The sequence below is a fragment of the Oceanobacter sp. 1_MG-2023 genome (genome assembly GCF_030689025.1).
Classification (GTDB): domain Bacteria; phylum Pseudomonadota; class Gammaproteobacteria; order Pseudomonadales; family Oceanobacteraceae; genus Oceanobacter.
This window is the reverse complement of record NZ_JAUYWA010000001.1, coordinates 94,190-109,739: the sequence shown is the minus strand read 5'-3', so window position 1 is coordinate 109,739 and position 15,550 is coordinate 94,190. Positions and strand designations below refer to the sequence as shown.

Annotated in this window: 11 protein-coding genes; 5 read left to right on the top strand and 6 right to left on the bottom strand. The window is 53.2% G+C overall.

Going from position 1 to position 15,550, the window contains the following annotated elements; all coding sequences use genetic code 11:
• Positions 1 to 9: 9 nt before the first annotated feature.
• Positions 10 to 969: a MoxR family ATPase gene (locus tag Q8W22_RS00415; RefSeq protein WP_305414835.1), complete on the bottom strand. Its 960-nt coding sequence runs from the start codon at positions 967 to 969 to the stop codon at positions 10 to 12.
• Positions 970 to 1,190: 221 nt separating this feature from the next.
• Here Q8W22_RS00415 and Q8W22_RS00410 point away from each other — a divergent pair, with 221 nt between their 5' ends.
• The 4 genes from Q8W22_RS00410 to Q8W22_RS00395 all read left to right on the top strand — a co-directional run bounded on the left by Q8W22_RS00410 (position 1,191) and on the right by Q8W22_RS00395 (position 8,908).
• Complete coding sequence (locus Q8W22_RS00410) at positions 1,191 to 6,095, top strand: NAD-glutamate dehydrogenase (RefSeq protein WP_305451322.1); 4,905 nt, start codon at positions 1,191 to 1,193, stop codon at positions 6,093 to 6,095.
• Between the two features lie 152 nt (positions 6,096 to 6,247).
• Positions 6,248 to 6,928, top strand: a complete 681-nt coding sequence (locus tag Q8W22_RS00405; protein ID WP_305451321.1) for a haloacid dehalogenase type II — start codon at positions 6,248 to 6,250, stop codon at positions 6,926 to 6,928.
• A gap of 186 nt (positions 6,929 to 7,114) precedes the next feature.
• On the top strand, positions 7,115 to 7,852 hold the full coding sequence (nfsA, locus tag Q8W22_RS00400; RefSeq protein WP_303434012.1) for an oxygen-insensitive NADPH nitroreductase: 738 nt from the start codon (positions 7,115 to 7,117) through the stop codon (positions 7,850 to 7,852).
• 276 nt (positions 7,853 to 8,128) lie between these two features.
• A complete protein-coding gene (locus Q8W22_RS00395) occupies positions 8,129 to 8,908 on the top strand; it encodes a DeoR/GlpR family DNA-binding transcription regulator (RefSeq protein WP_303434011.1) in 780 nt (259 codons plus the stop codon).
• Positions 8,909 to 8,922: 14 nt separating this feature from the next.
• Here the strand turns inward: Q8W22_RS00395 and Q8W22_RS00390 are convergent, their stop codons facing one another.
• Both Q8W22_RS00390 and Q8W22_RS00385 read right to left on the bottom strand, forming a co-directional pair.
• Entirely contained in the window at positions 8,923 to 10,251 is a 1,329-nt protein-coding gene (locus Q8W22_RS00390; RefSeq protein ID WP_305451320.1) for an aspartate aminotransferase family protein, read from the bottom strand.
• Positions 10,248 to 11,252 carry a phosphotransferase enzyme family protein gene (locus Q8W22_RS00385; protein WP_305451319.1) on the bottom strand — a complete coding sequence of 335 codons (1,005 nt, stop codon included), beginning with the start codon at positions 11,250 to 11,252 and terminating at the stop codon, positions 10,248 to 10,250. Before Q8W22_RS00385 ends, Q8W22_RS00390 begins: the two co-directional genes overlap by 4 nt.
• 144 nt (positions 11,253 to 11,396) lie before the next feature.
• On the opposite strand from Q8W22_RS00385, the gene fabG reads away from it, so the two are divergent.
• Complete coding sequence (gene fabG, locus Q8W22_RS00380; protein ID WP_305414838.1) at positions 11,397 to 12,176, top strand: 3-oxoacyl-ACP reductase FabG; 780 nt, start codon at positions 11,397 to 11,399, stop codon at positions 12,174 to 12,176.
• A 256-nt stretch (positions 12,177 to 12,432) separates the two neighbouring features.
• On the opposite strand, the gene Q8W22_RS00375 is transcribed toward fabG, so the two are convergent.
• The 3 genes from Q8W22_RS00375 to Q8W22_RS00365 form a co-directional block, all read right to left on the bottom strand.
• Positions 12,433 to 12,873 carry a hypothetical protein gene (locus Q8W22_RS00375; RefSeq protein ID WP_303434007.1) on the bottom strand — a complete coding sequence of 147 codons (441 nt, stop codon included), beginning with the start codon at positions 12,871 to 12,873 and terminating at the stop codon, positions 12,433 to 12,435.
• Between the two features lie 1,112 nt (positions 12,874 to 13,985).
• A complete protein-coding gene (locus Q8W22_RS00370) occupies positions 13,986 to 14,789 on the bottom strand; it encodes an ABC transporter permease (RefSeq protein WP_368501390.1) in 804 nt (267 codons plus the stop codon).
• Positions 14,786 to 15,550, bottom strand: a complete 765-nt coding sequence (locus Q8W22_RS00365) for an ATP-binding cassette domain-containing protein (RefSeq protein WP_305451318.1) — start codon at positions 15,548 to 15,550, stop codon at positions 14,786 to 14,788. The genes Q8W22_RS00370 and Q8W22_RS00365 overlap by 4 nt, the downstream gene beginning before the upstream one ends.

Sequence of the window (15,550 nt, the reverse complement as noted above, 5' to 3'; positions counted from 1 at the left end):
GTCTGCCTGTCAGAGCACGGGAACCAGGGACAGCAGCGTATCGATCACCTGATCGGTCGTTTTGCCGCTGGCTTCAGCTTCAAAGCTCAGTATCAGGCGATGATGCAGAACATCGTGGGCGACTGCCTGGACATCATCCGGGCTGACGTAATCGCGGCCCTGTAACCAGGCGTGACTGCGGGCGCAGCGTTCAAGAGCGATGGTGCCACGGGGACTGGCGCCGTACTCAATCCAGTTGGCCAGCTCAGCGTTGTAACGGCCGGGGTTCCGGCTGGCCATCACCAGTTGCACAATATATTGCTCAACGGCTTCGCTCATATGTAACGACAACACTGCCTGGCGGGCGCTGAGAATATCTTGCTGGCTCAAGGCTGGCAGAGCGTCGGTTGGGTTATCCATGGCTTCGCCACGGGCCAGCCGCAGGATTTTCAGCTCGGCGTCGGCATCCGGGTAATCGATCCGGACATGCATGATAAAACGGTCGAGTTGGGCTTCGGGCAGTGGGTAGGTGCCCTCTTGCTCAATCGGGTTCTGGGTGGCCATTACCAAAAACAGCGCCGGTAACGGCCGGGTGACACCGGCAACGGTTACTTGCCGTTCGGCCATGGCTTCGAGCAAGGCGCTTTGCACCTTGGCTGGTGCGCGGTTGATTTCGTCGGCCAGAATCAGGTTATGGAAAATCGGCCCGGGCTGAAACTCAAAATTATGGTGCTCGGGGCGGTAAATTTCGGTGCCGGTAATATCACCGGGCAACAAGTCCGGAGTGAACTGGATACGTTTGAAATCGCCTTCCATGTTTTGCGCCAGGGCATTGATGGCCTTGGTTTTGGCCAGCCCCGGAGCACCTTCCACTAACAGATGTCCATCACTGAGCAGAGCAATCAGCAAACGGTCAACCAGATGAGGCTGGCCAATAATCTGGCGCTGCAAAGTGGTACGAAGACGTTGAAATCCTTCTTGCTGGGTCATGGAATATTCCTGTCATATTACGATTCAAAGCAATCAGAGCGGCCATGGATGACTGGCGAGAGTCGATGACGCTGTCGCTCAGATGGGGGCAGATGCAGTAAGTTCAAGCGCAGTGCAAGAATCACTGCGGCGATCGGATGGTTAGTAGCACGGATATCACGCAACTAATTGTCAGCAATGTTACTCTGAAACAAACATGACGACCGAATTGGATAGTTCCCATGCTGACTGCCTTGCACAACACGATTATGGACCGCAATACACCCACCCAGGCCGCGGTGTTAAGCCGTTTTGCCGATATTTATTACGCTAACGCACCGGTCGACGAATGGCTTGTGCGTCCGATTGCCGATGTGTACGGGGCGACCCTGTCGAGTTGGCATTTTATTCAGCAGCGGCAAGCCAATGAAGTCAAGGTACGGGTATTTAACCCGGATCATGAGAATCACGGCTGGCAGTCGTTACACACTGTGGTGGAAGTGGTGTGTCAGGACATGCCGTTTCTGGTGGATTCCGTGCGGATGCAACTGAACGCCCATCAGATGTCGCTGCATACCATCCAGTACTGTGTGCTGCATGCCACGCGGGATCGCGATGGCCATCTGAATACCGAATCCGACTGGAGCCAGCCGGGTCAGGGCAAGGTAGCTGAAGCCATTATTTATATTGAGTTTGACCATCACTCCGACAAGGCCGTGCTGCAACACCTGACCGAATCGCTGCATTCGGTGCTGGAAGAAGTTCGCTGTTGCGTCGACAGCTTTACTGCCATTACCCAGCGGCTTCACGTCGTGAGCGACCACCTGGCCAGTGTTCAGGTGGAGGGTGCCGAAGAGGGGCTGGCCTTTCTGCAATGGCTGGAAAAAGGCCACTTTACCTTTCTGGCTTCGGATGAATTCCATTTTGAACAGAAAGGCGACGACCGCTTTGTGGTGCGCGACAGTGAACAGGGGTTGGGCTCTTTCCTGTTTCGCAACAAGACCGACCGGACGCGGCTGAAGCTGCACGACTTGTCGGACGAAATTCAGGAATTTATTACCGGTCGTTGCCCGGTCAGTTTTATGAAATCCGGCGTTCGCAGTCGTGTTCATCGTCCGGTATACCCTGATTATGTGGTGGTTAAACGTTATAACGACGATGGTGAGGTCATTGGCGGCGTGCGTTTTATGGGGCTGTATACCTCCATGGTGTATATCGAAAGCCCGAACAATATCCCTATCGTTCGTAACAAGTTGGCACAAGTACGGGCGCAGGCGGGATTTGACGCCGGCAGTCACAGCGGCAAAGAGCTAGATCGTATTCTGGAAGTGTACCCCCGTGATGAGTTGTTCCAGTCATCGGCGGAACAGCTGTACAAGACCGCCATCAGTATTCTGAATATCCAGGAACGGCGCCAGACCCGGGTTTACTTGCGTCGTGACACCTACAGCAAGTTTGTTTCCTGCCTGGTGTATGTGCCGCGGGACATTTACAACACCGAACTGCGGCAACGGATCGAAGGGGTGTTGCAGGCCGAATTCGAGCCGCAAGATATTGAATCAACAACCTATTTTTCTGAGTCGGTACTGGCGCGGGCGCAGTACACCTTGCGGCTTGACCCGGAGCGCGACAACAGCTTTGACGATGCCCGGGTATCACGCAAAATCCGTCAGGTGGTGCGCTCGTGGCCGGATGATTTGCACGATGCGCTGATTGAACAGGTAGGAGAAGAGCTGGGCAATCGCCAGTATCACACCTACCGCACGGCCTTCCCGGCCGGTTATCGGGAAAGTTTTGGCGCCCGTACGGCGGTGGCCGATATCCAGCATATGGAATCCTTGCTGAAACAGCAGCCTGGCCAGCTGTCGATGAGTTTTTACCGTCAGCTGGAAGAAAATGGCGACCACTTGCGTTTCAAACTGTTTCATCGTGGTTCGATTCTGCCGCTGTCGGATGTGATTCCGGTACTGGAAAACCTGGGGTTGCGGGTACTGGGTGAACACCCGTACGAGATAGTTTGCCAGAATGGCGAAGTCGTCTGGATTCACAACTTTTTGCTGCAATATACCCTGGCCGACAGCATCAGTATTACCGATGTCAAAAACCTGTTTCAGGATTCGTTCCGTGCTACCTGGGAAGGTCGCTCCGAGAACGACGCCTTTAACCGGCTGGTATTGGGTGCCCAGATGGACTGGAAAGATATTGCCTTGTTGCGGGCCTACGCCCGTTATATGAAACAGATTCGTTTTGGCATATCGGAATCCTATATTGCCGAAACCCTGTGTCGTTATATCCCGCTCAGCACCTTGTTGGTGAAACTGTTTCATAGCCGTTTTGGTCTGGATCAGGACGGTGCCGAACAGCGGGAAACCGATACCGGCAGAATTGAACAGCAAATACTCGACAGTCTGGATGACGTGCGCCAGCTTAATGAAGATCGCACCATTCGTCGTTACTGTGAGCTGATCAAGGCCACCTTGCGCACCAACTTTTTCCAACTGGATGACGACGGCCAGACCAAGCCCTATATCGCCCTGAAAATGAACCCGGACTTGATCGGTGATATGCCGTTGCCGAAGCCGATGTTCGAGATTTTTGTTTACTCACCCGTGGTAGAAGGGGTGCACCTGCGTGGCGGCAAGGTGGCTCGTGGCGGCTTGCGCTGGTCTGATCGTATTGATGATTTCCGTACCGAAGTGCTGGGACTGGTCAAGGCGCAACAGGTCAAGAATGCCGTGATTGTACCGGTCGGAGCCAAAGGGGGTTTTGTTGCCAAGCAGCTGCCCAAGGACGGTGGCCGTGACGCCGTTATGGCAGAAGGTATCCGCTGTTACAAGATTTTTGTCAGTGCACTGCTGGATGTCACCGACAACCTGGTTGAGGGTCAACCCTGCTCACCGGAAGGGGTTGTGTGCCACGATGGTAATGACCCTTACCTGGTGGTGGCGGCCGACAAGGGGACCGCAACATTTTCGGATATCGCCAACGAGATCGCCGTCAGTCGCGGCTTCTGGATGGGAGATGCCTTTGCCTCTGGTGGCTCGATTGGTTATGACCACAAGAAAATGGGCATCACCGCCCGGGGTGCCTGGGTGTCAGTACAGCGGCATTTCCGCGAACGTGGCCATAACGTGCAAGAACAGGATGTGACGGTCGTTGGTATTGGGGATATGGCCGGGGATGTATTTGGCAACGGCATGTTGCAATCGGAGCATATTTGCCTGGTGGCGGCGTTTAACCATATGCATGTTTTTATCGACCCGACGCCGGATGCGAAAGCCAGCTTTGCAGAACGCAAGCGTCTGTTTGAATTACCACGATCTTCCTGGGCGGACTACAACAGCCAGCTGATTTCAAAGGGCGGCGGTGTCTTTTTGCGTTCCGCCAAAAGTATTGCCATATCCTTGCCGATGAAACAGCGCTTTGGCATTACCCAGGATCGTATGGCGCCCAATGATTTGATTCGGGTCTTGCTCAAGGCTCCGGTGGATCTGCTGTGGAATGGTGGCATTGGTACCTATATCAAAGCCAGTAGCGAACGCCATTCCGAAGTCGGCGACAAGGCCAATGACAGCCTGCGTATCGACGGCAAAGAAGTACGCGCCAAGGTCATCGGGGAAGGGGGCAACCTGGGAGTAACCCAACTGGGGCGGATTGAATTTGCCGAGCAGGGGGGAGCCAGCTATACCGACTTTATCGATAACGCTGGTGGAGTGGACTGCTCCGACCACGAAGTGAATATCAAGATCATGCTGAACGAGGTGCTCGATAACGGCGACCTCACCCGCAAGCAGCGTAATGCCATTTTTATGGAGTTGACCGACGATGTCGCCGAGCTGGTGCTGGCGAACAATTACCGTCAGACCCAGGCTATTTCGCTGGCCTACAAGGACTGCATGACCCGGCTAGACGAATACAGCCGCCTGATGAAAGCCTACGAAAGCCAGGGCAAACTCAACCGGGCGCTGGAATTTTTGCCCGATGACGACCAGCTTAACGAGCGCAAGAACTCCGGCTCTGGCCTGACCTTGCCCGAGTTGTCGGTACTGATTTCCTATACCAAGGCCGATCTGAAAGAACAGCTGAACTGCCCGGACATTTACGCCGACCCTTATGTGGCCGAGATTCTGACCACGGCGTTTCCACAGGCGCTGGACAAACGTTTTGGCGAGCAGTTAGGACGACATCGCCTGCACCAGGAAATCATCGCCACCCAGCTGGCCAACGATATGGTCAACTATATGGGTATCACCTTTATGCACCGGCTGCATAAATCTACCGGTGCCAGCATTGCCGATATTGCCCGTGCTTACGTTGCCGCCCGGGATATTTTTGCGCTGGAAAAACACTGGTTGCAGATCAACGAACTGGATTATCAAATCGGTACTGATATCCAGGAAGACATGATGGCGGAATTAATGCGGCTGGTACGTCGTGCGACCCGCTGGTTCTTGCGAAATCGTCGCTCGACCATTGATATTGCCAACGAAGTGGCCGCTTTTGGGCCAGCGGTGGAAGATATTGCTGCCAATCTGGGAGATATATTGCGGGGTTCATCCCTGGAGCGCTGGCAACGCAGCTATCAGGCCCGGGTTGACCGGGGTGTCCCCCAGAGTCTGGCCAGCTACACGGTAGGTGCCATCAATCTGTACTCAGCCCTCGGCATTATTGAAGCCGCCACCGAAACCGACCGCACCTTTGCGGAAGTGGCGGCGGCGTACTTCGATATTGGTGAACACTTGTCACTCAACTGGGTCGGGCAACAAATCAACACCCTGCCGACCAACAGCCATTGGGAAGCCCTGGCCAGAGAAAGCCTGCGCGATGATCTGGACTGGCAACAGCGCTCACTGACGATTGCCATTCTGGCCAGTAAAACCGCTGACGAAACCCTGATGGAGGCGTTACAACGTTGGCAAGGTGAGCAGGCTCTGATGTTTGGTCGCTGGCAAGGTATGCTGGCGGAATTACAAAGCGCTGATGTGGTGGAATTTGCCATGTTGACCGTGGCTCTGCGGGAATTACTGGATTTGGCGGAGGTCAGTCGTATCCAGTATGGTGATCGTACGGATAATGAGTCAGCCAGGGTTGTGTCCGGGGATAAGTTATCCGGAGACGAAAGTACGGTTAACAATACCGGTGCATAAGGGCGTAACATAAAAAGTCGACGCTGATAAGTGATTCAGGCAGCCAGGTATGGTTGTCTGAATCCGCGGATAATCTGTATCTGATGGACAAACAGTCGCCTCAAACCTGGCCATCTCCTGCGCCTGGAGCATGGTATAACCAGTGAGAAAATATGAATAACAAAACCATCCTGTTTGATATTAACGAAACCGTATTGGACCTGAGTGCCCTGAAACCCGGCTTTACCGAGGTCTTTGGCCACGAGAGTGCCTTGCCGTTATGGTTTTCGTTACTGCTGCACTCCTCAAACGTGTGTATCGCCACCAAAGTCAGCACCAACTTTGCTGAATTATCCGCCGCGATGCTGGACTCTGTGGCTGTGCGTTATGGCATTACCCTGACCGATGACCTGCGGGCCGAACTATTGGCCGGTTTCGCCAGCCTGCGTCCTCATGCGGATATAAAACCGGCACTGGCAACACTGCGGAGCCATGGTTTTCGCACCGTGGCCTTTTCCAATTCTTCATTAACCCTGATAGCCAACCAGATAAAGAACGCCGGTCTGGAAAGCTGTTTTGATGAGATTATATCGGTAGAAGAAACGGGCAGTTTCAAACCGGACCCGGCGGTATATCACTTTGCAGCGCAAAAACTGGCCGAACCCATCGCGTCCTTGCGACTGGTCGCTACCCACGACTGGGACACCCATGGAGCCTTGTCGGCAGGTATGCAAGCCGCCTATATCGACCGCTCCGGCATTCCTTATCATCCGTTTTATCGTCGCCCGGATATTGACGCCAGTAGCATGGACCAGATTGTTGCGGCCATTCTGCAGCACTCGCAAGGTCAGTAGTCAGCGGTCGCTAACAAACAGCGCAGAGGGCCGTATATTGCGGCTTCTGGCTGGACGCCTGGCTACTGTCTCGCTATTTTTGTGATGGCAAGTGATATCAACAGTATTGGCAAATGATGGCGTTATTTGTTCAACTGCGTACTGGTCTTGTCCATTTTTTGTATTCAATACACGACACGAGGTTGTATGAACGCGGTTATCGATTTACTCAAGTCCCATCGTTCCATTCGTAAATTTACCGATCAGCCCATCAGTGATGAATTATTGCAGACGCTGGTCGAAGCAGGCCAGGCCGCCGCGACCTCCAATCACGTACAGGCCTATGCCATTGTGCGGGTAGTGGATCGCGCCAATCGTGAGCAGCTGGTGACGTTATCGGGTGGCCAGCCCTATGTGGCCAGCTGTGCTGAGTTTCTGGTGTTTTGCGCCGATATGAAACGGGCGTTCGGAGCGGCAGAGCGAGCCGGGGCCGAAGTCGTCACCGGTATGACAGAACAGTTACTGGTTGCCACAACGGACGCAGCATTGATTGCCCAGAATCTGGTGGTAGCGGCTGAGTCTGAAGGATTGGGTATCTGTTATATCGGTGGTTTGCGTAATAACCCGGCCGAAGTGAGCGAGCTATTGAAATTGCCGGCGCATGTCTACCCGGTGTTTGGTGTGTGTTTGGGGTATCCGGCCCAGAACCCGGAAGTCAAACCCCGTTTACCATTGGCGAGTATCCTGAAGCAGGATTATTACGATGACAGCCAGGATGAAGCCCAGATAGCTGAATTTGATGCGGCGATGGAAGCCTATTATCAGCAGCGCACCGGTAATAAGAAAATCACCAACTGGTCGGAGCAATTACGGCCGATGTTCAGCCAGAAACTACGGCCCCATATGAAAGATTTTTTATTCTCCAAAGGCTTTGAAATGAAATAATCACGGCTCATCAGCAAACGCTGCTTGGGTTGTATGCTATGAGGCCGCTCTGATCGCAGTGGCGGCCTCCAGAGGTTGGCCGTTATTGTTTGTTAATAGTGCCTGTTAACCGATGTTGCCTGTTTGTTGATAGTTATTATTTATTGATAGCTATCGTTTGTTGGTCGTTATTTGTTGGGCGTTATTGTTTATTGATAGTGTCTGTTTGTTGATTGTTATTGTTTGTTGATGCTGTTTGTTAATCAACTTTTGATCGCCCGAACCACGGAACGCCATATGTCGCGCAAGAAAACCACCCGCCACAAGGCCATTATTGACCAGCTGACGATCAATCCGTCAATGCGGGTCAGTGAGTTATCCGGCGCTCTGGGAGTAACCACCGAAACGATCCGGCGCGACCTGGAAGAACTGGCAGCGCAACAGCTGATCAGCCGTACCTATGGCGGTGCCTTGCTGCGCCAGCCGGCTGAACCCGCATTGTCGGAGCGACATAAGGCCAACGTTGAGGAGCGCGCTGTTATTGGCAAGGCCGCCGCGCCGTTATTAAAAGGTGCCAGCGTGCTGATGATGGGGTCGGGGGCTACCACGGTACAGGTAGCCAAACGGATCGCATTTGAGATGAACAATATCACCGTGATCACCCACTCATTTGGCGTTGCGACCGCCTTGTCACTGAATCCGACCATTGAAGTGATATTGGCGCCGGGGGTTTATCATGCCGGAGAAGGGGCCGTTCACGGTGCCCAGACGTTGAGATTCCTGCTCGATTATAATGTCGACTGGGCCATTCTCGGGGCCAGTGGCATTTCTCCGGCAGGGCCAACCGATGCCCTGATGGATGCTGCCGAAGTGTATGCCGGTATGTTGCGGCAGAGCAGCCGCCATATGATTGTGGCAGATCACTCCAAATTTGACCGTATGGCCACGGCGCGTTTTTCACAGTGGGCCGATATTGACGTACTGGTGACGGATATCGCCCCGCAAGGCCCGCTTGACCAGGCATTGGCCAGCGGTGGTGTTGATATCCAGCTGGCCAAACCAGTCCGGCGCTCGTAGCCGGTTGCCCGCTGTCAGTCGGTACTGAGAGCCAGTGCCAGGGCATCGACAAATTGCTGCGCTTCCGGGCGTGTCAGGCACAAGGGTGGGCGCACTTTCAGGGTCGAGGCATGTTTACCGGCGGCACCAATCAGTACACCGGCATCACGCATCCGGTTAATGATCTGGACGGTGTGCGTCGGGTCCGGCTGGCCGGGATGATCGACGCTGCCAATATCCACACCAATAAACAAACCACTGCCGCGAACATCCGTTATACGGTCGTGCCCGTTGGCCAGCTGGGTTAACTGCTGCTGCAACCAGTGGCCGGTATCCAGGGCATTATGTTGCAGCCCCTCCTGATCCAGCACATTTAACACCGCCAGTCCCGCCGCCGCCGCTACCGGGTTGCCACCAAAAGTGTTGAAGTAACCGGTGTCCTCACAGAAAGCTGCCAGATAATCCGGTCGAGTCGCCATGGCCGCCATCGGAAAGCCATTGCCCATCGGTTTGCCCATGGTAACCAGATCTGGCTGGACGCCATGGTAATCAAAGCCCCAGAAGGCAGCACCAAGGCGGCCAAAACCCGGCTGTACTTCATCGGCAATATACAAGCCCCCGGCTTGGTGGATAACCTCAACGGCGGCTTGTAAAAAGCCGGCAGGTTGGGCAAACACACCATCCGAAGAAAAGATTGAATCAACCAGCAACGCCGCCGGTGGATGTCCACGCTGTGTCAGAGTCCGGATTGCATCACGTACGGCGTTGGCAAAACCGGTGGCAATGTCGTCGCCGTATGCTTGTGTTGAAGGCGGAGCAATCGCTATAACATGGTCGGGTAGCGATGCATGGCGAAAAGCCGACGGGGATACTTCCGTTACCAGAGCCGTATTACCGTGATAAGCCGCTTCGGTCACGATAAAACCACTGCCGCCGCTGACCTTGCGGGCAACACGCATGGCGAGGTCATTGGCCTCGCTGCCCGAGCAAGTCATGACAACATTGGATAAATCACCGGGCAGCCTGGCCTTGAGGGCATCGAGGTAATCATCCACCGCGGCGACCAGATAGCGGGTGTTGGTATTCAGCCGTGAAAGCTGTTGGGTGACCGCCTCAAGCACCGCAGGGTGGCTATGGCCGACACTGGGCACATTGTTGTAAAAATCAAGATAACGGCGGCCATCAGCGGCCGTCATCCAGCACCCCTGGGCCGAGACCAGTTCAATCGGCTGGCGGTAAAACAGTACCGAAGCCGCTCCCAGATTGTTCAAACGCCGATTAACACCGGGGTTGGCAGACGCCTGGCTGCTGTCAAAGGCATTCATATCGAGAATCGGGCGTACCGCAGAATCCGTCTGATTCATTGGTTGGTCTCCTGTTGGTTCAGCCATTGCTGTGCCAGTTCGACGGTACCCTGGGTATAGGTTTCGTGTCCGGCAGAGGCAGCGGTCTCGGTTTCCGGGTGGCTGGCGATCCAGGCCGTCAGTAACAAACGACGAAACAGAATAAAATCCGGAATCATCTGGATATGTTCATCGGCTAACGGCTGTACGGAACAGTAGCCGCGCAGCCAGGCTTGTTGCAGCTCCGGTACCAGTGGTGAGGTTTCATAAAACGAGATGGCAGCAGCAAAGTCGTACATAAACCAGCTGAAGCCGCAGTCATCAAAGTCAATAACCGCCAGCTGCTTGTCATTAACCAGCAGATTGGCCAGCCGCAAATCGGCATGTACCAGCCCGAAGCGGTCGGGTGTTTCTCCATAGTTGGCCAGCCGTTGTTGCAAGCGCTGACACAGCCGCTCCAGCGTATCTTGACCTGCAGGCGTCAAGCCCGGCGCGGCGCGCCAGTCTCCCCAGAGCGGTTGTGCCCCAAAGGCACTGTCGAAATTCCAGGTTTTGCGCTGGAATGCAGGTGGTAATGTCCAGGCACTGGCTTGCTGATGCAGACGGGCAGAGGTGGCTCCCAGCAGTTCAAAACCGGGAATCAGGTTGGCATCGGCATCTGGTTCTGTACCTGGCATAAAGGCAAAGGCAACGACGTAACGGGTCTGGCCCTGATCATCAAAGCTGGCGATAAAAGAGCCGTCATCCAGTGGTATCAGGGCTGGTGTCGTGACGACCTGATTATCTCTCAGGGTTTGAATCCAGTTCAGTTCGGAGGCAATTTCAGCACGGGAGTGATAATCCGGGCGGTGTACCCGAATCACCAACGGCTCTTTGCCTGGTTGCTCCAGCAGAAAGGTAGCGTTTTCCGACAAGGTGAGCAGGCGCACGCTGGCCTCTGCTCCGGCACCCCAGCGCGGCGCCAGTTGTAGTACGCCCTGTTGTAGCCGATTAACAAACTGATCGTCGTAAATACCTGTCATGGTGTGCTCTCTGATACGGGAAATGTCCAAGGTGTCGGGTTATTAGATCGACAAAATCTTTATCTTGCAAATTAAAATGTTGCAAGAGCAAAAGTATACCGAGATGATGTGCTGTATCAACTCACTGTAAATCGAGGGAAAATCATGTTCAGTTCCATCAAAGACAAAGTCGTGATCGTGACCGGTGGCTCCAAAGGTATCGGCAAGGGTATTGCGCAGATTTTTGCCCGTCAGGGGGCCAAGGTAATGATTGCTGCGCGGGGCGAGGAGGAAGCCCAGCGGACGGTTGCTGAAATCGAGGCAGAAGGCGGAATCGCCGCCTTCTGCCAGTGTGATGTAGCCGATTGGCAATCGGTACAGGAAATGGTGGCAGCCACCACGGATATATTTGGCAAGATTGATATATTGTGTGCCAATGCCGGTATATTCCCACAGACCAAACTGATCGATCTGGAGCCAGACGATTGGGACAAGGTAATGGACACCAACCTTAAAAGTACATTCCTGTGCGTAAAAGCCTGTATTCCATCCTTTGAAGCAGCGGGGAAAGGTCGGGTTATTGTGACGTCATCCATTACTGGCCCAATAACCGGTTATCCTGGCTGGTCACATTATGGTGCATCAAAAGCGGGTCAATTGGGTTTTCTGAAAACCGCAGCGATGGAACTGGCGCGTTACAACACGACGATGAATGCCGTTATGCCGGGCAATATTATGACGGAAGGATTGGCGGATCTGGGAGAAGAGTATTTGAACAGTATGGCATCATCCATTCCGCTTAAACGCCTGGGCGCGGTTGAAGATATTGGTAATGCCGCATTGTTTTTTGCCTCGGATGAAGCATCGTATATCACCGGCCAGCAAATTGTTGTGGATGGTGGGCAGATCTTGCCAGAAAGTCTGGATGCCATCGCTGAGATTTAAGTGTCGGGATTCAAGTGCTGTGATTTAAGGTTATTGGCAACAGCTCATAAGCTTAATACCGTCTGGAATAACAACAGACAGCATAGACAACAGACAACATAGACAACATAACAGGCTCAACAACCAGTACTGGACAAGTACCGGGCAAGTACTAAAACAGACAATAGCAGCAGAGGATACAACATCTGCTGCTATTGTTGAGAGTAAAACACACACAGCGGCAACCCGCAGGTTTACCGGCTGTGTATGGTTATGACTACTCTTTCCAGGTTCTTACAACAGCAAACCCGTATTCTTCAATCCATTGATCCAGCAGCTTGGGAGAGCGTTTGATCTTCTCCACAACTTCCTGGGTAGCCGGATTGCGGTATTTGCCGACTTTCAGCTTCGGCAGGGGCAGGCTGGAGGTCTTCTGTACCTTTAACGCCGCTTTGGTGAAGTGTTTTTGCAGTGATTCATACAGAGCGCTTTCTGGATTGCTTTTAATCCAGTTTTCCAGATCTGATGCAATGTACTGGTAATACTCTTTCTCGGAAACACCGTGCTGCGTTAATGCTGATTGAAAGGCTTCTGCGATGTCATTCAGAGCAGCGTATTTTTTTTGCTGATCGGCTTTGGCCTGAATTAATTCGGCAAGTTTCTTTTGCTCGGCTTCAATCAGCTCATCGATATTAGTTTCGAGAATGGATACGGTCATTCAAACCTCTGATGGTTTAATGGTGAATATGGGCAGGTAAAACCAAAAATGTTGCACATGCAAAAAGACACAGAAAAAAAACAAAGAAATGCGTAGTGTATAAACAATAACACGCAATCCTTGTTGGTTTTTTATGCTGTAGGAGCAGATGCAAGACTCTCAGGTGTTCCTGATGATTACTGTATAGCACAGAGTTCACCAATGTTCCAAGATAGCAGTATTAAAAAACATGAAGTCGTGAGTGTTTTGGGGCAACAAACCGCCAACGACATGGTGAGTAGCAGGGATGGATAATGGCTTCATTGCACTTGCGTCGATTTTTTAACCAGAATAGTGGAACAGTAATATGCACTCAGGTGCATTAATCTGAGAGGTGAGAATAATGCAAGGATATGTAAATTATGAAAAATATGCAGTAAAGACCGGCCCGCTGGCTGCTTATGGTAGGAGCAAATAGCATTGCCGTTGATTGACGAAACCAATACGACCAAAGTAAAAGTGCCCTTATCTGACCCGTTGGACAGGTTAAAGAGCCGTTGATTTATTCATCGGAAATAGCAGGTCAAGGTGATACACCATCGTCATGGTCAGCATGTGCATCGTTGGTTTTATAATATGGCAGTTGTTTTTATGAGCTGTTTATAACCGTAATGCCTGATTATCGGTCTGGGTGCCTGTTATTCAATTCTTACCCGCAGTGTTCACCTGAATCGCCACGACCAGTATCTACTGGACTCCGGGCGTCGGGTGACAGAGCCGACAGAGCCAGAGCAGCGATACAGCAGGAAGTGATACAGCAGGAAGCGATACAGCAGGACCAGGTTTGATACAGGGAGATCATCACCGGGCCTGCAAGCCGACTGGAGCAAGTCAGCTGGAGCAAGCTGGCGGGTCGTGAGAGCGGTTGTGAAGCGGTTGTGAGAGAGGTCGTGACAGGGATTGTGAGAGCGGTTGTGACAGGGTTGTGAAGGGCTGATAGAACAGCAGGTAACGGCATACAGAGGCTGTGCCGCGAAGAGGCGCAAGATTACCCGTATGACCCTGTCACAGGCATGACAGGGCATGATGCATGATTAATCCGGTACTGACTGACAGATGTTGGTCTGTATTGATCAGCGCTGGTTGGGTTTGCCGATCTGACCGCGTTCCGGGTTAAACGTCAGCACCGCCAGCAAGGTAAACACCACCAGGCAGCCACTGACCACCAACAGCGCGTCAGCGTTCAATTTACCGTACAGCGCATGGCGAATCAGCTCGACACAAAAAGAGAAAGGATTCATGCGGCACAGCCAATAAAGCCATTCACTGGATTCCTGCATTTTCCAGAGCGGGTATAAAGCCGACGACATAAAAAACATCGGGAAAATAACAAAATTCATCACTCCGGCAAAATTCTCCAGCTGGCGGATAAAGCTGGATATAAACAGCCCGATGGCCCCGAGTAATACACCGGTCAGTATCACCGCGGGAGCAACCCACAACAGACCAACCTGTGGCACTTCAACGTCGAATAACCAGGCAATTGCAAGAAAGGCATATACCTGTGGAATGGCGACCAGAGTGCTGGCAACCAGCTTGCTGAGTAGCAAATACCAGCGGGGCAGCGGACTCATCAACAACACTCGCATACTGCCCATTTCACGGTCATATACCATCGACAGCGAGCTTTGCATGGCATTAAACAGCAAAATCATCGCCACCAGTCCGGGGACGATATACACCTCATAAGTGATGTAAGTGTCGTAAGGCTCGATAATGGAAATCCCTAGCGCCGCCCGAAAACCGGCGGCAAAAACCGCCAGCCACAACAATGGCCGCACCAATGAACTGAAAAAGCGACTGCGCTGATGAATAAAACGCAAGCTTTCACGTTTGAGAATGCCACTAAAGGCATACCAGTAACTGGCCAGGCTCATAGGTTGGTTCCATCCGTTGGCGGTGGGCGGGAGGTCAGCTGCTCAAAAGCCTCCACCAGGGAGGTCGTACCGGTTTGCTGGCACAGGGCATGGGCCGAGGTACTGGCCAGTACACTGCCCTGATGCAGCAGCGTGACGGGATCGATGGGCAATATTTCTTCAATCAGATGGGTGGCCCACAGCACGGTGACCTGCCGCTGTTCACACAGCGAACGGACATGGCGATTGAGACTGGCGCGGGTGTGCGGGTCGAGGCCAACCGTGGCTTCGTCCAGTAACAGCAAACTGGGGTGATGCAGGAGCGCTCGGGCGATTTCCACCCGGCGACGATGGCCGCCGTTTAGCGCCCGGACTTTTTTGTGCCGGGCATCGAGTAATTCCACCCGGGCCAGCTCTTCCTCGATACGCTGCTGGCGCAAGCGCGTCGACAGGCCGTGCAGGCAGCCGTGGTAGTCGAGATTCTGTTCGACGCTAAGATCGAGATCGAGAGTACTTTGCTGGAACACCATACCAATATTACCCAGCAGGGCAGCCGGGGCATGACGCAAGCTGTGGCCATTCACCCGGATGTCACCCTGTTGCACCTGAAACAAGCGGCTGATCAGCGCAAACAGCGTACTTTTACCCGCGCCGTTGGGGCCGAGCAGAGCATGAAACTGACCGGCCTGAATATTGAACGACACCTGCTTCAGTGCTTGTTTGCCAGGGTAGCAGTGCCCCAGCTGATCGACTTCCACTAACGGCTGTGATGAATGTGTCAT

Coding starts and splice junctions, on each gene's coding strand:
- Q8W22_RS00390 (WP_305451320.1), bottom strand. CDS start 10,251: ATGAATCAGACGGATTCTGCGGTACGCCCGATTCTCGATATGAATGCC.
- Q8W22_RS00395 (WP_303434011.1), top strand. CDS start 8,129: ATGTCGCGCAAGAAAACCACCCGCCACAAGGCCATTATTGACCAGCTG.
- Q8W22_RS00410 (WP_305451322.1), top strand. CDS start 1,191: ATGCTGACTGCCTTGCACAACACGATTATGGACCGCAATACACCCACC.
- Q8W22_RS00385 (WP_305451319.1), bottom strand. CDS start 11,252: ATGACAGGTATTTACGACGATCAGTTTGTTAATCGGCTACAACAGGGC.
- Q8W22_RS00375 (WP_303434007.1), bottom strand. CDS start 12,873: ATGACCGTATCCATTCTCGAAACTAATATCGATGAGCTGATTGAAGCC.
- Q8W22_RS00405 (WP_305451321.1), top strand. CDS start 6,248: ATGAATAACAAAACCATCCTGTTTGATATTAACGAAACCGTATTGGAC.
- fabG (WP_305414838.1), top strand. CDS start 11,397: ATGTTCAGTTCCATCAAAGACAAAGTCGTGATCGTGACCGGTGGCTCC.
- Q8W22_RS00415 (WP_305414835.1), bottom strand. CDS start 969: ATGACCCAGCAAGAAGGATTTCAACGTCTTCGTACCACTTTGCAGCGC.
- Q8W22_RS00370 (WP_368501390.1), bottom strand. CDS start 14,789: ATGAGCCTGGCCAGTTACTGGTATGCCTTTAGTGGCATTCTCAAACGT.
- Q8W22_RS00365 (WP_305451318.1), bottom strand. CDS start 15,550: ATGACACATTCATCACAGCCGTTAGTGGAAGTCGATCAGCTGGGGCAC.
- nfsA (WP_303434012.1), top strand. CDS start 7,115: ATGAACGCGGTTATCGATTTACTCAAGTCCCATCGTTCCATTCGTAAA.